General features: G+C 61.1%; 16 protein-coding genes. 5 read left to right on the top strand and 11 right to left on the bottom strand.

Translation table 11 applies throughout. The features are described from left to right. The first annotated feature begins 2 nt into the window (after positions 1-2). A complete protein-coding gene (locus FHT32_RS27260) occupies positions 3-704 on the top strand; it encodes an ABC transporter ATP-binding protein (RefSeq protein WP_176667698.1) in 702 nt (233 codons plus the stop codon). Positions 705-727: 23 nt separating this feature from the next. On the opposite strand, the gene FHT32_RS27255 is transcribed toward FHT32_RS27260, so the two are convergent. After that, positions 728-2,851 carry a glycosyltransferase family 4 protein gene (locus FHT32_RS27255; RefSeq protein WP_256099181.1) on the bottom strand — a complete coding sequence of 708 codons (2,124 nt, stop codon included), beginning with the start codon at positions 2,849-2,851 and terminating at the stop codon, positions 728-730. 423 nt (positions 2,852-3,274) lie between these two features. Between FHT32_RS27255 and FHT32_RS27250 the strand changes: the two genes are divergently transcribed. The 4 genes from FHT32_RS27250 (at position 3,275) to FHT32_RS27235 (ending at position 9,520) form a co-directional block, all read left to right on the top strand. Continuing rightward, positions 3,275-4,537 (top strand): bifunctional 2-polyprenyl-6-hydroxyphenol methylase/3-demethylubiquinol 3-O-methyltransferase UbiG, encoded by a 1,263-nt coding sequence (locus tag FHT32_RS27250; RefSeq protein ID WP_176667697.1) that lies wholly within the window; start codon positions 3,275-3,277, stop codon positions 4,535-4,537. Continuing rightward, the gene (locus FHT32_RS27245; protein WP_176667696.1) at positions 4,537-7,524 is read left to right on the top strand and encodes a glycosyltransferase; all 2,988 of its coding nucleotides are present in this window, start codon (positions 4,537-4,539) and stop codon (positions 7,522-7,524) included. The genes FHT32_RS27250 and FHT32_RS27245 overlap by 1 nt, the downstream gene beginning before the upstream one ends. Positions 7,525-7,613: 89 nt before the next feature. Further along, on the top strand, positions 7,614-8,651 hold the full coding sequence (gene gmd / locus FHT32_RS27240; RefSeq protein ID WP_176667695.1) for a GDP-mannose 4,6-dehydratase: 1,038 nt from the start codon (positions 7,614-7,616) through the stop codon (positions 8,649-8,651). Continuing rightward, on the top strand, positions 8,648-9,520 hold the full coding sequence (locus FHT32_RS27235; RefSeq protein ID WP_176667694.1) for a GDP-mannose 4,6-dehydratase: 873 nt from the start codon (positions 8,648-8,650) through the stop codon (positions 9,518-9,520). Before gmd ends, FHT32_RS27235 begins: the two co-directional genes overlap by 4 nt. A gap of 30 nt (positions 9,521-9,550) precedes the next feature. Here FHT32_RS27235 and FHT32_RS27230 read toward each other — a convergent pair whose 3' ends face one another. From FHT32_RS27230 to rfbB, 10 genes are all read right to left on the bottom strand, one after another. Beyond that, positions 9,551-11,761, bottom strand: a complete 2,211-nt coding sequence (locus FHT32_RS27230) for a hypothetical protein (RefSeq protein WP_176667693.1) — start codon at positions 11,759-11,761, stop codon at positions 9,551-9,553. A gap of 39 nt (positions 11,762-11,800) precedes the next feature. Then, positions 11,801-12,193 carry a GtrA family protein gene (locus FHT32_RS27225; protein WP_176667692.1) on the bottom strand — a complete coding sequence of 131 codons (393 nt, stop codon included), beginning with the start codon at positions 12,191-12,193 and terminating at the stop codon, positions 11,801-11,803. Further along, positions 12,190-12,963 (bottom strand): glucose-1-phosphate cytidylyltransferase, encoded by a 774-nt coding sequence (gene rfbF / locus FHT32_RS27220; RefSeq protein ID WP_176667691.1) that lies wholly within the window; start codon positions 12,961-12,963, stop codon positions 12,190-12,192. The genes FHT32_RS27225 and rfbF overlap by 4 nt, the downstream gene beginning before the upstream one ends. A 14-nt stretch (positions 12,964-12,977) precedes the next feature. Then, complete coding sequence (locus FHT32_RS27215; protein WP_371132260.1) at positions 12,978-13,919, bottom strand: glycosyltransferase family 2 protein; 942 nt, start codon at positions 13,917-13,919, stop codon at positions 12,978-12,980. A gap of 35 nt (positions 13,920-13,954) precedes the next feature. Then, on the bottom strand, positions 13,955-14,713 hold the full coding sequence (locus FHT32_RS27210; protein WP_176667690.1) for an NAD-dependent epimerase/dehydratase family protein: 759 nt from the start codon (positions 14,711-14,713) through the stop codon (positions 13,955-13,957). Positions 14,714-14,784: 71 nt separating this feature from the next. Next, entirely contained in the window at positions 14,785-15,867 is a 1,083-nt protein-coding gene (rfbG, locus tag FHT32_RS27205) for a CDP-glucose 4,6-dehydratase (RefSeq protein ID WP_176667689.1), read from the bottom strand. A gap of 59 nt (positions 15,868-15,926) precedes the next feature. After that, entirely contained in the window at positions 15,927-16,478 is a 552-nt protein-coding gene (gene rfbC, locus FHT32_RS27200; RefSeq protein ID WP_176667688.1) for a dTDP-4-dehydrorhamnose 3,5-epimerase, read from the bottom strand. Further along, positions 16,475-17,371 carry a glucose-1-phosphate thymidylyltransferase RfbA gene (gene rfbA / locus FHT32_RS27195; RefSeq protein ID WP_176667687.1) on the bottom strand — a complete coding sequence of 299 codons (897 nt, stop codon included), beginning with the start codon at positions 17,369-17,371 and terminating at the stop codon, positions 16,475-16,477. Before rfbA ends, rfbC begins: the two co-directional genes overlap by 4 nt. 20 nt (positions 17,372-17,391) lie before the next feature. Next, a complete protein-coding gene (gene rfbD, locus FHT32_RS27190) occupies positions 17,392-18,282 on the bottom strand; it encodes a dTDP-4-dehydrorhamnose reductase (RefSeq protein ID WP_176667686.1) in 891 nt (296 codons plus the stop codon). Further along, positions 18,279-19,349 (bottom strand): dTDP-glucose 4,6-dehydratase, encoded by a 1,071-nt coding sequence (rfbB, locus tag FHT32_RS27185; protein WP_176667685.1) that lies wholly within the window; start codon positions 19,347-19,349, stop codon positions 18,279-18,281. Before rfbB ends, rfbD begins: the two co-directional genes overlap by 4 nt. Between the last annotated feature and the right edge of the window lie 92 nt (positions 19,350-19,441).

The following is a 19,441-nucleotide window of genomic DNA, read 5'->3' as shown; positions in this document are numbered from 1 at the left end:
CCATGGCATTCATCTCTCTCAAGAACGTCGCCGTCAACTTCCCCATCTACGGAGCCGGCGCGAACTCGCTCAAGAAGACACTCGCTGCCTCGGTGACCGGCGGGCGTTTCGGCAAGGAAACAGGCGTAACGGTGGTGCAGGCGCTCAGCGGCATCAACCTTGAGCTGAAGAGCGGAGACCGGCTCGGCCTCGTCGGCCACAACGGGGCGGGCAAGTCGACGCTGCTGCGCACGCTTGCCGGAGTCTACGAGCCATCTTCCGGCGAATTCGCGCGCCAGGGCACGGTGGCCAGCCTGATCGACCCTTCGCTGGGCATCGAGATGGACGCCACGGGCGTGGAGAACATCATGCTGCGCGGCCTCGTGATGGGCATGAGCAAGAAGGAAATCGACCGCCTCACGCCCGACATCTGCGAATTCAGCGGCCTGGGCGAATACGTCAACATGCCGGTTCGGACCTATTCGACCGGCATGATGATGCGTCTCGCGTTCTCGATCTCGACGAGCGTCGAGGCTGACATCCTGCTCATGGATGAATGGCTATCGGTGGGCGATGCCGAGTTCACCGAGAAAGCCGAGAAGCGGATGCGGGACGTGGTCTCGAAGTCCGGCATTCTGGTGCTCGCGTCGCACTCGCCGGAGCTCATCGCCAAGGAGTGCAACCGGGTGATCCACCTCGAGCATGGGCGGATCGTGGAGCAGTAACGAGCGCGTGTCCCGCACGCGCTTCACTCCGCCTGCGACTTCCCCCGCATTGCCTTGATCTCTTCAAGGCGATGCCTGATCTTCCTCCCAGCACTTTGCAGCGACAGATTTGTTTCGGCACTTTCCTTGGCCCGCGCGCCAAGTTCACGCGCCCAATCCTGATCGTCGTAGACGCGCCGCATGAGCTGGGCAGCATGTTCCACTGAGGGCTCGGCCCATTCCAGATCGGCGTCGTAGGGCGGAATGGCCTGCCCCAACTTCACGAGCTTGTATGAAACAGGCAGGCTATTGCTCTCATCCATGAAGTCGACGTTGCCGGAGAAGTTGGTCGCGATCACCGGCTTACCCATGAGCATCGCTTCAGCCATCGTCAACCCAAGGCCTTCGCTTCGATGGAGCGACACGTAGGCATCGCACGCGTCCATCAGCGACAGGAGGTTGTCGGGGGTATAGACCTCATTGATGAGAACGATGTTGCCGCCAACCGCAGCCTTCTTCAAAACTTCGAACTGCTCAGGGTGTCGATCGCCAAAGGACGTCTTGAGCACCAGACGCACGCCTTCGTCTTCACCAAAGGCCGATTTGAATGCACGGATCAATCCCAGCGGATTCTTTCGCTCCATCACGCTCATCATGTGGAATACGAAGAGAAAGGTATAGGGCTTCTCACTCAGGCCGAAGTGCGATTTGCCGCGTCGCGCATAAGGCGCCAGTTGCACGCCGGGGAACAGAGTACGAACCGGAACGGAGAGGCGTTCGCGCAGGCCGCGCGCGACGAACTCGGTGGCCGCCCAGACTTCATCCACCTTCTGAGCGTGCGTGACCCATGAGTCGGGAATGGAATCGAACTCCCAATACCAGTAACCGATCCGATATGGACGCGGCAACCGCTCGAAGAGATCCGCACGCTCGTAAGCCGTATCGAGCAATGGCTCGGGCTGTACGTGAACGACAGTGATGTCATGGCTTTCCAGACCATGGAAGTCGGCGTGGCAGGGATCGTCTTTCGCATCGGTCCTGATGTCGCGCAATGAAGTTGCCACCTCGTTCAAGCCCAACGCCGTCACCAGTGATTCGACAGACACCCGAAGGCCGGAGGGGTAGCAGAAATGCCCGATGACGTTGACGCCCGGCTTGGCCAGCTCCGCACCGAGGATCGATGGATCGAACTTGGCGCACCATGCGCGCAGCGCTTCGGACAACGGGCTTGCTGGCGATGCCAACCAAGCAACCAGCGCACTGGCCCGCGACGCATCGGCGAATGCATTGGGATGAGCTGTCCTCCATGACTCCGTGGCGACATAGGCGGTCCGGATCTGTGAAGCAGGCTCCTCCCACTCCGGCCAGGTCGCGGTATTCAGCCACTCTCCGGAGGCCGCATATTCAGCGGCAAACCAAGCGACAAACTTCTCGCGCCCGAATACAGTCGCCCCCCCCGGGTGCGTCTGCTGCCATGCAGGCGTGAACGCATGAGCCAGCATGAGTTCACGTCGGGGGTCTTGAGCCGCTTCAAGAAAAAGCCACCAGATTTCCTCGACGCGCAATTTGCCAGCCGCCAAGCCATAGCGCATGAACCAAGGCAATAGGTGCGGCCAACCCGCCGGAGTCAAGCCGTGCGGCACCAGCGACCGGAGCTCTTGTTGAAACAGAAAGACCTGCCTGGCACGGGACGAAGGATCGTTCTCGAGCAACTCCGTCACGCAGGAAAAAGCGTGTGGCGAAAGTGAAGCCAACGCCTTTTCGCCCTCTGGCGTCCACTGAAGCCCCTCTCTCCCCGGACCTGCGACCCTGCGAGGCAGCACTCCATGAAAGTCCGGGTGCAATCTCGCCAAGTCGATGCACCACCTGGCGGCCGACCAGACATCCTCGATTTCTGCTTGATCCTGGCGAGGCCAGGGTGACAGGAATGCCGCATCGCCGCCTGCGGCTCTGTTCAATTCGGCCAGCTTGTCCGTTCCGCTCGCATTTAACGTCTCAGTAGAACCAGCTGCGCGAGCCAAGCTATCCCGAACCAATTGCAGGCCGTGCTGTGTTTGCGCATCACGGAATGCCGCAGCCTGCGCTGCTTCCATATTTGCGCGGCGCACTCGAACTCGCTTCGGCAATAGCCAAGGCGTCATCAACCACCATAGGCCCTTGGCCAGCAATCGGACTCGAATCACCGCTCGAGTTTACTTAATGAAACGTGCTCTCTCGTCCTCGTTCTGGTCCTCACACGCGTTTGAGATACACCCATAGGGAGTCCTTCACATGCTGTAGCTCCTTTGCTGCACCAAGCCTGAAGAAGGGCCGATGCGGAAGTTAAGATTCTGTTTTCATCGGGTTAGGGACCGAAGCTGGCAAAGGATGAGCGCCAAGCCAGCCTGAGGCGTGTGCCGTACTTCTGCCTCCGCATCACGAGCGAGACTCCAGGACTGGCACAGATCGACGCGTCGATAGGGCGGAATGAACGTCGCCACTAGAATTTGTATCTTTTTTGTATCAGAACTGCCTCAAATCCTGCCTCAGGTTGGCAATATCTGCTACAGCATTACAACGACGCATCCCCCACCCAGAAGGCAACAAGACAAATGAGCGCCCTTTTTTATCGCGCCTTCGAAGACAAATACCGCGGCTCGCGCGAACTCATTCGATCCCGGCTTGAAATCTACATTCCCTTCGTTCAGCCCTTATTAGATTTGAAGACGCCCGCTTCCGCGCTGGACATCGGGTGCGGCCGGGGCGAATGGCTTGAGCTGCTTTCCAAACTTGGCCTGAAGGGGCGAGGCGTCGATCTGGACGAAGGCATGCTTGAAGCCTGCCGGGAACGAGGCCTTGATGTTGCCTGCTCGGAAGGTCTTGCGACCCTCAGGCAGACACCTTCCGACAGTCTGGTTCTCGTCTCGGCGTTCCATGTAGTCGAACACATTCGTTTCGAAGATTTGCAGGCGATCGTGGCCGAGGCCCTGCGCGTCCTCGTTCCGGGAGGCCTGCTCATTCTCGAAACGCCAAATCCCGAGAACCTGGAAGTAGGCACGTCCAGCTTTTATCTGGATCCCTCGCACGTGAAGCCGCTTCCCTCCCAGTTGTTGGCTTTCGTAGTCGAACACGCGGGATTCCAGCGGCAAAAAATCCTGCGGCTCCAGGAAGCCGCTTCCCTGCATGGCGCCGCGCCTGTATCGCTGATCTCGGTCCTCGCGGGCGTCAGTCCTGACTATGCAGTAGTGGCCCAGAAGAACGGAGAGCTCGCGGCGCTACATGCTCAAGATCAGGCATTTTCGAAAGAGTATGGGCTGTCGCTCCCCGAGCTGGCTCGGCGGCACGACCAGCATCACGCAGTCGTGCAGCAGCAACTGAGCGAAGCGGAGGCCCGGGCGGAATCCCGTGAGAGGCAGCTGCGCAAGCTGCTATCAATTGTCGAGGCGCAGGCCCGGCGAGCCAGGGCAACGGCAGCCGCATTGGAAGCCAGGATTGCAATCCTGGAGCAACAAGGTGTACAGACTGCGGACAAGCTGCAGGAACTGGACAGGCGCGGATTTGCGGTTCGCAGCGCGGGTCTGCGAGAGCGGCTTGTGGCGATCAAGGCATTCTTGCGACATCCGCGGCCAGGCCCCATCGTCAGGCGGATTTCAAAGGTTGCGAGAAAACTGGGCATTCATGCCCCGATGCGGGCTGTCTATCTACGCATGCGCAGCTTCGCGCTGGCTCGGATGCGCCCGGCCGCCGAACCTCAACCGGCGCACGTTCCAAAAGCGGCACCACCAGACCGACCTTCCGACGAGCTGTCAGATGACGCACGTTCGGTCTGGAATCAGTTAAACGTTCACGGTAAGAAAAAAAAGGGGGTCAATTGATGCGGGTGTTGCTGGATCTTCGGATTTCGAAATCTGCAGCGGACGATTCTGATGCGCAACGGGCGTTGGCGTTGACATTCTCGAAGGCGCTTGCGCAGGCACTTCATGAAAAACACGACACCCATGTACTGCTCGACGGACGGTTTTCCGAAAGCGTTGACGAAGCACGCGGCAAGCTACTCGGGATTCTTCCATCTACGTCCATTCACGTCTGGCAGTCACTGCCTATGGAAAGCTTGCAAACTGCAGCGGCCCACGAGGCATCGGAATACCTGAGTGAAGCCGTCATCGCTCGCTTGCGTCCCGATGTCGTCTATGCCTTGGCGTCAGCTACGGCGCCCCGGCGGACTACCGAACTCGCGATACCGTTCGTGACCGCCAGAGCGCTGCCGCAAGAAGCGTTGATGGCGCGCGCTCCTATCGCCTCAGCCGAACTGACAGAAGCGATCCGCCTCGCGGTCGAGGACATCGAGAAGGCGGCTTCCGACGCCATATCGCTGCCGATACCGTCCGGACAGCGACCCAGGCTTGCCTATGTCTCTCCACTGCCTCCTCAACGCAGCGGCATCGCCGACTACAGCGCAGAACTGCTGCCCGAACTCGCGAAGCACTATGACCTGGAACTCATCGTCGATACGCGGAGACTGAAGTCGCCAGAGCTGTCACAGGCCTTTCCAGTCCGCGACGGCGCGTACCTGGTCGCCCATGCCCACAGCTATGACCGCGTGCTCTATCACATCGGAAACTCCGAGTTCCATGAGTACATGTTCGAGCTGCTGGAGATGGTGCCGGGCACCGTGGTCCTGCATGACTTCTTCCTCGGCGATGCACAGTGGCACCTCGAATTTCTCTGCGGCAGATACCGGGGCCTTGAGCGCGCACTCTACGACTCGCACGGCTACAAGGCGCTGGCCGATCGCAGCCGGATCGGGGATGTTTCCACGGTGGTTTCGCAGTATCCGTGCAGTTTCGAGGTCATCCGGCAAGCCCAAGGCATCATCTTTCACTCCAACTACTCCCTGGGGTTGATGAAGCATTGGTATGGAGCCGCATCCGCTCCGCAGACCACGCTGATCCCTCTGCTGCGCCGACCTGCCGAAAGCCATGATCCCGCATCGCGCGAAGAAGATCGTCTCGCACTGGGCTTGACGGAAGACGACTTTCTGGTCTGTGCATTCGGGCTGCTGGGTATCACGAAGCTGAACGACCGCCTTTTGCGAGCATGGAAGAACTCGCCGCTCGGAACCGATCCCCGCTGCCGGCTGGTCTTTGTCGGAGACAACGGCCATGATGCCTATGGGGATGCCATCCGGTCAGCGATCAGCGAGCTTCCTTTGCCCAACGTGCATATCACCGGCTGGGCAGACGAGGCGACGTTTCGCCGCTATCTGCGAGCAACGGACGTCGCGGTGCAACTGCGCGGCAGGTCACGAGGCGAAACGTCCGCCGCCGTCCTCGACACAATGAATCACGGTGTCGCAACGATTGCGAATGCACATGGAGCGATGGCCTGGCTTCCCAAGGACAGTCTCTGCATGCTCGAGGACGAGTTCACGGACGTCCAATTGACCGAAGCATTGCAGCACCTCTGGCAAGACGTCGAAGGCCGCCGGGCCCTGGGCGCAAGGGCCCGGCAGTACATCAACGAGCATCACTCGCCGCAGCGCTGTGGCCAGCAGTACGTCGAAGCCATCGAACAATTTGCACGCAGTCACAGCCACGGGCGCGACGCCTTGATCGCCAGGCTGGCAAAGATCGCGCCGGGATTGAATGCCGAAGAGAAGAATGCGGTTGCATCGGCGGTTGCGACCAACTTCCCTTCCCCGAGACCGGCAAAGCAGCTGCTTCTCGATGTGTCGTCCATGGTCTACCAGGATCTTCATACTGGTATCCAGCGAGTCGTGAAGTCGCTGCTTCGCGAACTGATCGAGTCGCCGCCCGAAGGCTTTCGTATAGAGCCCGTATATGGGGACGCCCAACGGCTGGGCTATCGATACGCGCGGCGCTACACCCTGAGGTTCCTTGGCTGCCCCGAAGACACGCTGGAAGACACGCCAATCAGCTTCGGCGAAGGAGATCATTTCATCGGGCTGGACCTGATGCACGATCCCGTCTACTTCCAGGCACCGTATTTCCGCCAGATGCGCAACGCCGGAGTGCGCGTCCAGTTCGTCGTCTACGACCTTCTGCCTGTCCTGATGAAGCATCGCTTCCCGGAAGGGAGCGCGGCCCTGCACGCACGCTGGCTTCGCACGATTGCCGAATTCGACGGCGCGCTTTGCATCTCGCAGGCCGTCGCCAACGAACTGAAGGAATGGGTTGCAGACAACGCGCCTCATCGCTCGAACGAATTGCAGGTGCGGTCCTTTCCGCTCGGCGCAGACCTCAGCACCGTCGCCTCGAAAGGCCTGCCGCCGAGTGCCGGCCCGGCGATGCGCTCGATCGCAGCACGAACAAGTTTCCTGATGGTCGGCACCGTCGAGCCTCGCAAGGGTCACTCGGTTGCACTGGATGCATTCGAAACCCTCTGGGCGGAAGGCTTCAACGTCAATCTGGTCATCGTCGGCAAGCAAGGCTGGATGGTTGAAGAACTGGCGGAGCGGTTGCGCAAGCATCCCGAGCAGGGAGAACGACTGATATGGGTGGAGAAAGCGAGCGATGAATACCTCGAACTGGTCTATTCGGCCTCCTCCTGCCTGATCACCGCCTCGGAAGGCGAGGGCTTCGGCCTGCCCTTGATCGAAGGCGCGCAGCGCGGGTTGCCTCTGATCGCCCGAGATCTGCCGGTCTTTCGCGAGGTCTGTGGCGACTGCGCTCTCTATTTCTCTGGCGACGCACATGCACTGTCCGACGCGGTGCGCCAGTGGCTGGTCCGGGCACAGGAGGGAACGCAGATCCGTTCGGAGGACCTGCACTACCTCAACTGGCGGCAGAGCGCCCAACGCTTCATCGAAGCAGCCTTCTGGGAGTCACCCCCCGCCGGCTGAAGCCGCTGCCACGGGACTGCCCTCAGCGGCTCGCGGCACAATACCCACCCACACCAAGTCACAAGTTAAGTTTATCGGGAAGGATATTTATGAAGAAACGCGCTATCGTCACCGGCATCACCGGCCAGGACGGCGCCTATTTGGCTGAGCTGCTCCTGAGCAAAGGGTACGTTGTCTATGGGACGTACCGCCGAACCAGTTCCGTCAATTTCTGGCGCATCGAGGAACTCGGAATCCAAAAGAACCCCGATCTGCATCTGGTCGAGTACGACCTGACCGACCTCGGCAGTTCCCTCACGCTCGTTCGCGATGCAGAGCCGGACGAAATCTACAACCTGGCGGCCCAGAGCTTTGTGGGCGTGAGCTTCAACCAGCCCGCGGCAACTGCGCAGATCACCGGCATCGGCGCACTGCACCTTCTGGAAGCCATCCGGCTCGTCAACCCGAAGATCCGTTTCTACCAAGCCTCGACTTCCGAAATGTTCGGCAAAGTCCAGGCGATCCCCCAAATCGAGGACACGCCGTTCTATCCACGCAGCCCCTATGGTGTGGCAAAGCTCTACGCGCACTGGATGACGGTGAACTACCGCGAAAGCTACGGCATCTTCGGCAGCAGCGGCATCCTCTTCAACCATGAGAGCCCGCTGCGAGGCCGCGAATTCGTCACTCGCAAAATCACCGATTCGGTGGCAAAGATCAAGCTCGGCCAGCTCGATGTCCTGGAATTGGGCAATCTCGACGCAAAGCGGGACTGGGGCTTTGCCAAGGAGTATGTCGAAGGGATGTGGCGGATGCTGCAAGCCGACGAGCCGGACACTTTCGTTCTGGCGACCAACCGCACCGAGACTGTGCGCGATTTCGTGCGGATGGCCTTCAAGGGCGCAGGCATCGAGGTCGACTTCACGGGCTCGGCCGAGAATGAGCTCGCGGTGGACACCGCGACCGGCAAGACCGTGATGCGGATCAACCCGAAGTTCTATCGTCCGGCCGAAGTGGAACTGCTCATCGGCAATCCCGCGCGCGCCAAGGCCAAGCTGGGCTGGGAACCGCACACCACGCTGGAGCAGCTGTGCCAAATGATGGTCGAGGCTGATCTGCGGCGAAATACTCAAGGCTTCTCGTTTTGAAGATCCTGTTGACGGGTGCGGACGGCTTTACCGGCCGCCCTTTTGCCAAGCAGGCCACTGCAGCAGGCCATGTGGTCGTCGCCTCGCGCGCCGATCTGACCGACGAAGCCGCCGTGCTCGATGAAGTCATGACCGTCGAGCCCGAGGCTGTGGTTCATCTCGCAGCAATAAGCTTTGTCGGCCATGCGGACGAACTGGCGTTCTACTCCGTGAACGTGCTCGGGACGACCAACCTGCTCGACGCACTGGTACAGCTACCGCGCCCGCCACGGCGCGTGCTGCTGGCGAGCAGTGCGAACATTTATGGGAATAGCGACCAGTCTCCCTTGCAGGAAACTCAGCCGCCCGCGCCGGTCAACCACTATGCGATGAGCAAGCTGGCCATGGAGCACATGGCACGCACGTACATCGGTCGACTGAACCTGATCATCACGCGCCCGTTCAACTACACGGGCCCGGGCCAGGATCCCAATTTCGTGATCCCGAAGCTCGCCAAGCACTTTGCCGCGCGAGCACCGTCTGTGTCACTCGGCAATCTCGATGTCGAGCGGGAATTCAACGATATCCGGCTGGTGTGCGCAGCCTACCTGCTGCTGCTTGCGCACGGGGAACCCGGCGAGGCGTACAACGTGTGCACCGGTCGGCCCTACACACTGCGCCACGTCATCGAGACGTTCGAGCAGCTGACTGGGCACCGGATGAAAGTCGAGGTGGATCCGCGCTTTGTCCGCCCTAACGAGGTCCACCGCCTGTGCGGCGACCCCGGCAAGCTCAATCGCGTCGCATCGGCTAACGGCATACCGCTGGAGGCCCCGTCCCTGCAGGAAACCCTGCAAAGCATGCTCGCCACGTCCGAAGTACAGCGATGAGCTGTTTATGGGCAGCGACGGCCAGCCAATTCAGCGGCTGGTTGTCGCGGCGCTCACGGGCGTGACCTCGAACCAGTCGAGCCGCCCCGCCAGACCGAAGTACTTGTCATCGGTTTCGGTCACGAAGCCGATGCGATTCGTGCCACTAATCAGTGCACCAGAGGGGACAGCCGCTTCGAATCGGGCTGGGGATACCCATCGCATCGCTACCGCCTTGCCATTGATTCGCAGGCTCATGCGCTCACGCACGGCATCGCTGGCAAATTGATCGAACACTCCCTGAACACGATAGCCGCCCGCCAAAGGCGCCAATTCGAAGAGCACGTCCGCCGTCGAGTTCATCATCCATGCGGCCGCGTACTGTTCCAGGCCGTTTGGAACCGTCCACTCCGCTTCACGCCAGCCTGAGCCGCGCGTGGGCAGGTCGAGATTCCACCAGTCGCCGAAACTCCAGCGATAGCTGGCTCCAACAGCTTCATCTCGAAACATCGGAGCGAACCTATCTGAAGAACGCGCCGACAGCACCCCCCGATAGCGGCGGGCAACAACATCATCGCCCGTTTGCAGCTCCTTCTTGCGCTCAGACTGCTCCTGCGTCGAAGCAACGGCCACGCCGTCTTCCCGAACGGAGACGACCACGGTGTCGTTCTTTGAAAAATGCCTGGGTGCTTCTACTGTCGAAGGCGGACTTCCGGGCCCACTCACGGAAGGCGCGTACTCGAAAGTCCACCCGGCATCATTCCTTATGCAACGCCCCTTGCGCCCGAATTGATCGGCTCGCTCCCATTCCATGCTCGGGGATCGGCAGACCTCGACTTTTCCCAGTGACCGGCCATACAGATAGTTGAGCGCATTTCGCACCATGTCGCCATTCACGAAAAACCACGAATGACCAATCTGGCTGCTTCCGTCGAGAACCAACACGGACTTGCCTGCCGGCACATCGGCGGCTTCGACGATGTCTCGCAACACGGCACGCTGTCGCTGCATCAACTCGGTGTAGTGATGAAACTGGAAAAGCTGGGCACCGAAGCCAAGCACGAGCAGCAGACACACCGTGGCAACAGCTGGAATGCGTGCCCAATGCCACACCAGCATGAGCAGTCCTGTCCAGGCCATCGCCGCACCGGGAGTGGCCCACAGAAAAGTCCGCTGGCTCACGATGATGTGATACGGCGAAGTGAGAAAGGGCGCATAGCCTGCAAGCAGCAGCACGAGACCAGCCAGCCCCAGCCGCAAAGGCACCCGCCAGGATGAGAAATCATCGTCTCCCATCACCGAACTTCTGCCCCGCCCCATGGCAACGGCAACAAGTGCAACGGCAGCAATCGCGGCAGCAGCACATCCCAGGTACAGATAACTCGTGTACTCAGTGGCAACCATGTGCCACGCATCGACCCACCCCCCCACGAGAGCGCGCAGGCCGCCGATCGTGAACAGCTTCGGCAGCGCCGCGATCGCAGTGGCCAACGGCCCCTTGCCTCCTCCGGTCACCTGGGCCTGATAGCTGGCAACCTTGTGCGAGGCCCAGGCAGCATATGCCAGATACAGGCAGACGCTGGCGATCCAGATCGCAGCCAGTCCCAGTTCCCGCCTGCGAAGGTGCAGAAGCCTGCTCAATCCGTAACGCGCGAACGGCACGGCCAAGGGCAATGCAATCAACACCAGTCCGGCCTCATAGATGCCGAGGCTCACAAGATAGAGGAACGCCGCGGCAAAGGCTGCGACGACGGCGCGGAACAAGCCACGCGTCTCGAAGGCGACCACAAGCAAAGCGCTCCCTGTAAGCACCAGCGCGATCGCGATGTTGATGTGAATGCTGCGCAGCGACATCTGCATCGTGTCGGCGGGATACAGGATCAGCAAAGCCGCAGCCACGACACCCCAGCCGCGTGAACCTGTGGCTCGGCTTACCAGGTAGCTCATTGGACCGCCTTTTGCCAGAAGCGATGCGATCGTCAACCAATGCCAGACATCGAACGAGTCACGGTCGGCAAGATAGGAGAGCGCAAAGCTCAGTGGCATGAGCGGCCGGATGGCGTGCGCAGGCAGTGGGCCATCGAGATGCACCATGAGAAACGGGCCATGTTCCGTGAACAGGCCGAGCAGATCCCACTCTTCAACCAGCCCTCCCATGGAGAACCCAAAGGGAAGCCAAAGCGCAAGCACAATGGCAAGCGACGGCAGCAGCAAGACGCATGCGCGATTGAAGAACGAATACCTGTTTTTCTCTACCATCATCCGGTCGGATCTTTGCTCTCTTTAGCTTCGGGGCAACCCTCAACGGCCAGTTGCTCGCGAATGCGATTCGGCGAAAACGTAATACTTGCTCAACAGGTAGAAGAGCCCGGTGTAGACCGCTCCTGCCACCAGTTGCGCCCACCCCTTGTGCATGCCCACATGGTCGATCAAAAGCATCAGTGCTCCAATGTTGGCCAGATAGGCCACCATGAAGATCGACAGGAAACGGACGATCTCCCGCTTCTTGCCCGCAACGCTGCGGAACGTGAACGTCCTATTGAGGGTATAGGAAACCACCAGGCCGCAGGCATAGCCAACGACGTTGCTGGCTACCGGGCTTAAGCCTGCCAGATACATGCAGGCGAAGATCACGGCGTACCCGACCGCGGTGTTCAGCACACCGACGGCCGCGAATCGAAGGAGTTGCTTCACTCCCAGGTGCGCCAGGGCGCCTTGCCACTGTGCCAGAGCGCTTCGAGTTCGCGCTTGTCGCGCAGCGTATCGCAAGGTTGCCAGAATCCGTGATGCTGGAAACCGGCCAGTTCACCATCGCGAGCGATGTTCATGAGCGGAGCACGCTCCCACGAAGTGGTGTCGTCGGCGACGTAATCAATGGCCTTGGGTTCCAAGACGAAGAAGCCGCCATTGATCCAGCCGATTTCATCGCTGGGCTTTTCCTCGAAGCTCGACACCTTTTGATTGGCGTCGATGTTCAGGACACCAAAGCGCCCGGGAGGTTGCACCGCCAGCACCGTCGCGAGCTTGCCATGGCGTTTGTGGAACTCGACCTCTGCGCCGATGTCCACATCGGAGAGTCCGTCGCCATAAGTCAGGCAGAAGGTCTCGTTGTCGAGGTACTTCGCAACCCGCTTGAGGCGACCGCCGGTCATCGTTTCCGCACCGGTATCGACGAGCGTGATGCGCCAGTCTTCGGCCTGGCTGTTGAGGATCTGGTGATCGCCGTTGCGCAGGTCGATGCTCATGTCCGACATGTGCCGGTAGTAGTTGAAGAAGAACTCCTTGATCACATAGCCTTTGTAGCCAAGGCACACCACGAAATCCTTGATGCCATGGTGCGCGTAGATCTTCATGATGTGCCACAGCAGCGGCCGCCCGCCGATTTCGACCATCGGCTTCGGCTTGGTGTCGGATTCTTCTGCAATGCGAGTGCCGAGACCGCCCGCGAGGATGACTGCTTTCATATGGGTATCTGTTCCTAAAGCTTGAGATCGTTGGGTTGCATGTTAAGGCTGCGCTCGACGATGGCGATCGGGTCCGCGCGGAGGATGCGATATATCCGCAGGATGTACTCGCCGATGATCCCGAGCAGGAACGCGTTGAGGCCGATGCCAAAGAGGACCAGCAACTGGATGCTGACGAATCCGCGGGGAAGGTCTGGTTGCAGCAACCTCAGGGCAATGTAATACACAGATGCCGCAAGGCATCCAAGAAGGATGACGACGCCCAGGAAGGACGCCATCCGAAGCGGCACCGTCGAATGATTGAAGACGGCCGTCAACCCCAGGCGCATCAAGCGCATGACGTTGAACTTGCTCTCACCGACAGTCCGTGCATCGCGATCGTACGCAATACCGGTCTGGTTGAAGCCCATGCCGGCGATCATCCCGCGAAGGTAGGGATTGCTGGTGCGCGATTTAGCTATGGCCTCGATCACAGCGCGATCGACTAGGCGGAAGTCCCCTGCATCGCGAGGAATTGGATGCTCGCTGACCCTGTCGATGACCCAGTAGCCGCATTTGCGGATCAGGTTCATCAGCATGCCCTCGCGCCGCTTGCGCCGGATGCCATAGATCACGTGGAACCCCTGCTGCCAGAGTGCGAAGAACTCCTCCAGCATCTCAGGGGGATCCTGCAGGTCGGCGTCGATCTGCATGACAGCATCGCCACGCGCGTGCAGGTAGTTGGCGAGGATCGAACTCTGGAATCCGAAATTGCGCGAAAACCTCAATGCCCGTACGCGACTGTCCTTTTCAGCCAGTTTCGCAAGCATTGGCCAAGTGTCGTCTTCCGAGTGGTTGTCGGTGAAGACGAACTCGAGGTCGCATCGGTCGGCCATGCGCTCCCCGAGAGCGACCAATCGGGCGTACAAAGCCTCGAGATTGCCCGCCTCGTTGAGCACCGGAATGGCAATGGACACGAGAGGTCTCGTTGCGGACAAATGATTACCTCCGTTCATGCTTGCTTCTTCTGCAATTCTGATAGTTGGGCCTGAACATAGGCTGCCACGCCCTGCAATGCCGGCCGGAAATCGACCTGTCCGAGCAATCGCGGCCTCGGCAGGATCGTGGCGTAGTTGTCATCGGGTGGCTCGGGGCGTGCTCCGATGCGCAACAGATCCAGCCGGCCCACGGCATCGAATACATGAGTGGCCAGTTCCGCCAGCGTAACCGGCGCGCCATGGCTCAAGGGCACCACGCCCGTCACACCCGCATCGAGCAAGGCATTCAAGGCAGCCGCCTCGTCTTCGACATGATGGTACTCGCGCAATTGCCGGCCCGGCGACATCTCGAACGGGCGATCGTGACGCAATGCATCAAAGAGTTGCCCCAGAAACATGAATGGTGCAGGCGCCCCGCCGCCATAGAGCGTATGGATTTGCAGATGCAGCACGTCGTCACCGGCTGTCGCGCGTTCTTGCGCAAACAATCCCAGTTCTGCCTTGCTTGCGATGTACGGGTTCGGATGCCGAGTCAATCGCTCCATCACGGTGCCGCATGTCACGACACGCATGCCCGCCCTGCATGCGCCCTCGATGATCCGCTTGGGCAGATCGACGTTGACCTGGCGATGCTCGGTTGCGGACAGCGCCGGATCCAGCAGTCCCGCGGAGACCAGCACCACCGACTTCGACGGAGCCGCACTGAAGAACCGCTCCACCAGATCGGCGGCCCCAGGCCGCCACCAGCCTTCATAGACAGTGCGATCCAGCAACGTGGACTCACCATACGGGCGGGACGCGCAGACCGCCTGACCCAGGCGTCCTCGCCCACCGACGAGATACATCATTCGCGAATATCCCCGCGCCAGGCATCGATCTGAGCAAGAGTGATGTCTTTCGCGGCGTGCGGTGCTTCGTAGTACTTGCGGTACCAGGCGGCCGTCTCCCGCGCCACGCGATGCGTGTCCCATGCCGGCACCCAGCCAAGGAGATTGTGGGCAAGCGAACTGTCGAGCGCCAACGCACCGGCTTCGGGAAGCGGGTTGTCCATGAATTCGAGCGGCGGACGCTGCCACTCATCGCTCATCAATTCCAGCACTTCGCGTACCGAATACTGCTTCGGATCGTGCGGCCCGAGGTTCCAGGCCCGCGCGGCGTCCTGTGGATTCGGGCCGATCAGCTTGGACATCAACAGCAGATAGCCATGGACAAGCGCCAGTACGTGCTGCCATGGCCTCGTGGCCTGCGGGTAGCGCAGCGTGAGCGGCGTCGCGTTCACGACGCTGCGAACGAAATCGGGAATGAGCCGATCCTCGGACCAGTCGCCACCGCCGACTATGTTGCCGCCACGCGCCGTGGCGATCGCAGGCCCCTTGCCCTCGGCGAAGGGGTAGGACGCGGCATAGCTCTGGATCACCATCTCGGCAGAAGCCTTCGAAGCGCTGTAGGGATCCTTGCCTCCCAGCGGGTCGTTCTCCCGATAGGGCCACGGCCACTCGTTGTTGCGATAGACCTTGTCCGTGGTCACGCAGACCACGCCACGCACACCGCCCGTGACACGGGCCGCTTCAAGCACATGCGCTGTGCCCTGAGCGTTGACCAGGAACGTCCTCAGTGGCTCGCGATACGAACGACGCACCAGCGGTTGCGCGGCGAGGTGAAGGACCAACTCGGGTTTGAAAGCCTGCATCGCGGCGAGGAGCCGCTCGTAGTCGACGATGTCGCCCAGCGTACCCGGCACATCTTTCTCAAGCCCGGCTGCGGCAAACAGCGAGGGCGTTGTCTCCGGCGGCAGCGAATAACCTTCGACGATAGCCCCGATCGACTGCAGCCACAGGCAGGCCCATCCACCCGTGAAACCGGTGTGGCCCGTCACAAAAACCCGGCGGCCACGTAAATTTTTCTCAAATTCCGCCATATCAGTCATCTTTGTTCATTCCCCATCAACAAGCTCATTCAATCAGCACGCAAAGCGCGGCAAGGACATCAGTTCTCGAAAAGCTCCGCCTGGTCTATCGATTGCCCCGCCAGATCCTTCGCGGAGAGGATCGGTGCAATCCCGATGTCGGGCCACCGGATACCTATGGTCTTGTCGTCCCAGCGGATGGCCCGTTCGTGCGCTGGCGCGTAGTAGTCAGTGGTCTTGTAAAGGAAATCCGCTGATTCGCTAAGTACCAGGAAACCGTGCGCAAAACCTTCGGGCACCCACAATTGCTTGTGGTTGTCTTCCGTGAGCTCGACGCCCACCCACTGGCCGAAAGTCGATGAGGAGCGGCGAGTGTCCACGGCCACATCGAACACGGCGCCACGCGCTACGCGCACCAGCTTGCCCTGAGTCTGCGCCAGCTGATAGTGCAATCCGCGCAAGACACCCTTGGCTGAACGCGAATGATTGTCCTGGACGAACTCGACATGCCGGCCCACAGCCTCGTCGAAGGCCTTGCCGTTGAAACTCTCGTAGAAGAAACCTCGTGCATCGCCGAAAACCTTCGGCTCGATAACCAGCACATCGGGAATCGCGGTCGGTGTCGCCTTCACGAACGAACCTCCTCACCGAGTAGATGCTTCAGGTACTTGCCGTACCCACTCTTGGCCAGCGGCGCCGCAAGCCTCTCGAGCTGCTCGCCCGTGATGAACCCATTGCGCCACGCAATCTCTTCCGGACACGCAATCTTCAACCCCTGCCGATGCTCCAGCGTAGCAATGAACTGCCCCGCTTCCAGCAAGCTGTCGTGCGTCCCGGTATCGAGCCAGGCATAGCCGCGCTGCATGATCTGCACATTGAGCTGATCGCGGTCCAGGTACGCCTGATTGACGGCGGTGATCTCAAGCTCGCCGCGCGCGCTCGGCTTCACCGCCTTGGCAATATCCACCACCTGGTTGTCATAGAAGTAGAGGCCGGTCACCGCATAGCTGCTCTTGGGCTTCAGCGGCTTCTCCTCGATGCTGCTCGCCTTGCCATTGCCGTCGAACGCAACGACGCCGTAGCGCTCCGGATCCTGGACGTGATAGGCGAACACGGTGGCACCCGAAGTCTTCGCATCCGCATCGGCCAGCAGGTGCACGAAGTCGTGCCCGTAATAGATGTTGTCGCCCAGCACCAGCGCGCTCGGCGAATTGCCGACGAACTTGTCGCCGATGATGAAGGCTTGCGCGAGCCCGTCCGGGCTCGGCTGCACCGCGTACTGCAGATTGATGCCCCACTGGCTGCCGTCCCCCAGCAGCTGCTGGAAGCGCGGCGTGTCCTGCGGGGTACTGATGATCAGGATGTCGCGCATGCCACCCAGCATGAGCGTGCTGAGCGGGTAGTAGATCATCGGCTTGTCATACACCGGCAGCAGCTGTTTGCTGATCGCCAGGGTCGCGGGATGCAGGCGCGTGCCCGAACCGCCGGCCAGGATGATGCCCTTGCGTTGCGTCGTCTTGGTCATGCTTTCTCTTCTCGTGGGATTCAAAGGATTTCGCGCAGCATGCGCGCGACGCCTTCCTGCCAAGGCGGCAGGCGCAGTCCAAACGCGGTCTGCAGCTTGCTGGTGTCGAGGCGCGAGTTGTGCGGGCGCTTCGCGGGCGTCGGGAACGCGCTGGTCGGCACGGCCTCGACGGCGCCGGGCCCGGCCTTGAGTTCGACGCCGGCCTGCTGCGCCATTTCGAGCACGAAGCGCGCGTAGCCGTACCACGTCGTCTCGCCACCGGCGATCGCGTGATAGAGGCCGACCTTGGAGGGATCCTGCAGCGTCGCGCGGATGGCGTGCGCCGTCACGTCGGCCAGCAGCTCCGCGCCGGTGGGGGCACCGAACTGGTCGTCGATGACGGTCAGCTTGTCGCGCTCCCTGGCCAGCCGCAGCATGGTCTTGGCGAAGTTGCCTCCGCGCGCGGCGTACACCCAGCTGGTGCGGAAGATCAGGTGCCTGGCGCAGTGCCGGGCCACCAGTTGCTCGCCTTCGAGCTTGGTGCTGCCGTAGACGCTGAGCGGGCCGGTCGCGTCGTCTTCCTTCCACGGCGTGGTGCCGCTGCCGTCGAAGACGTAGTCGGTCGAGTAATGCACCATCAGCGCGCCGATCTTCTGGGCCGCTTCGGCCACGACGCCGGGCGACGTGGCGTTGAGCTTGCGCGCGAACTCGGGTTCGCTCTCGGCCTTGTCGACGGCGGTGTGCGCCGCTGCATTGACGATCACGTCGGGGCGCACCTTGAGCACCGTGTCGGCGAGCTCTTCGGGCCGGCTGAAGTCCGCGTGGAAATCGGTGCTGTCGAAATCGAGCGCGACCAGTTCACCCAGCGGCGCCAGGCTGCGCTGCAGTTCCCAGCCGACCTGTCCGCCCTTGCCCAGCAGCAGCAGCTTCATGCCGCAGCCTTCGCGTCGTACTGCTTCTCGACCCACTCGCGGTACGCGCCGCTTTGCACGTTGCGCACCCACTCGCTGTTCGCGAGGTACCACTCGACGGTCTTGCGGATGCCGGTGTCGAAGGTTTCGGCGGGCTTCCAGCCGAGTTCGCGCTCGAGCTTGCGCGCGTCGATGGCATAGCGGCGGTCGTGGCCGGGACGGTCGGTGACGTAGGTGATCTGTTCCTTGTACGGCTTGCCGTCGGCGCGGGGGCGCAGCTCATCGAGCAGGGCGCACACGGTGTTGACGATCTCGATGTTGGGCTTCTCGTTCCAGCCGCCCACGTTGTAGGTCTCGCCGAGCTTGCCGGCTTCGAGCACACGGCGGATGGCGCTGCAGTGGTCCTTCACGTAGAGCCAGTCGCGCACCTGCATGCCGTCGCCGTACACGGGCAGGCTCTTGCCGGCCAGAGCGTTGACGATCATCAGGGGGATCAGCTTCTCGGGGAAGTGGAAGGGGCCGTAGTTGTTCGAGCAGTTGGTGGTCAGCACCGGCAGGCCGTAGGTGTGGTGCCAGGCGCGCACGAGGTGGTCGCTGGCGGCCTTGCTGGCCGAATACGGGCTGTTGGGCTCGTACTTGTTCTCTTCGGTGAAGGCCGGGTCGGTCTTGGAGAGCGAACCGTAGACCTCGTCGGTCGACACGTGCAGGAAGCGGAAGGCCGACTTCTGGTCGGCCGGCAGCGCGCTCCAGAAGCCGCGCACCGATTCGAGCAGCCGGAAGGTGCCGAGCACGTTGGTCTGCACGAAGTCTTCGGGGCCGTGGATCGAGCGGTCCACATGCGACTCGGCGGCGAAGTTCACCACGGCGCGGGGCTTGTGCTCGGCGAGCAGGCGGTCGATCAGGGCGCTGTCGCCGATGTCGCCCTGCACGAAGATGTGCTTCGGGTTGCCCTTGAGCGACGCGAGGGTCTCGAGGTTGCCGGCGTAGGTCAGCTTGTCGAGATTGACGACGGGCTCGTCGCTGTTCGCGATCCAGTCGAGTACGAAATTGGCGCCAATGAAGCCAGCGCCGCCGGTAACCAGGATCATGAAGTCCCCTGCAGTTATGTGGAACGATCGCCCTGCGGCAAATCAACAGGTGATTATCCCATTGGCCCAAGGGAGAGAATCCAGAGGTTGGC

It is taken from the genome of Variovorax sp. SG517, assembly GCF_013376045.1.
Classification (GTDB): Bacteria; Pseudomonadota; Gammaproteobacteria; order Burkholderiales; family Burkholderiaceae_C; genus Variovorax.
Note: the sequence above shows the minus strand (reverse complement) of the source record. Positions and strands in the feature narration are given on the sequence as shown.

What these genes read in the sequence shown, in the direction of transcription:
- FHT32_RS27260 (WP_176667698.1), top strand. Translation starts at nt 3, where the DNA reads ATGGCATTCATCTCTCTCAAGAACGTCGCCGTCAACTTCCCCATCTAC.
- FHT32_RS27250 (WP_176667697.1), top strand. Translation starts at nt 3,275, where the DNA reads ATGAGCGCCCTTTTTTATCGCGCCTTCGAAGACAAATACCGCGGCTCG.
- FHT32_RS27245 (WP_176667696.1), top strand. Translation starts at nt 4,537, where the DNA reads ATGCGGGTGTTGCTGGATCTTCGGATTTCGAAATCTGCAGCGGACGAT.
- gmd (WP_176667695.1), top strand. Translation starts at nt 7,614, where the DNA reads ATGAAGAAACGCGCTATCGTCACCGGCATCACCGGCCAGGACGGCGCC.
- FHT32_RS27230 (WP_176667693.1), bottom strand. Translation starts at nt 11,761, where the DNA reads ATGATGGTAGAGAAAAACAGGTATTCGTTCTTCAATCGCGCATGCGTC.
- rfbF (WP_176667691.1), bottom strand. Translation starts at nt 12,963, where the DNA reads ATGAAAGCAGTCATCCTCGCGGGCGGTCTCGGCACTCGCATTGCAGAA.
- rfbG (WP_176667689.1), bottom strand. Translation starts at nt 15,867, where the DNA reads ATGACTGATATGGCGGAATTTGAGAAAAATTTACGTGGCCGCCGGGTT.
- rfbA (WP_176667687.1), bottom strand. Translation starts at nt 17,371, where the DNA reads ATGACCAAGACGACGCAACGCAAGGGCATCATCCTGGCCGGCGGTTCG.
- rfbD (WP_176667686.1), bottom strand. Translation starts at nt 18,282, where the DNA reads ATGAAGCTGCTGCTGCTGGGCAAGGGCGGACAGGTCGGCTGGGAACTG.
- rfbB (WP_176667685.1), bottom strand. Translation starts at nt 19,349, where the DNA reads ATGATCCTGGTTACCGGCGGCGCTGGCTTCATTGGCGCCAATTTCGTA.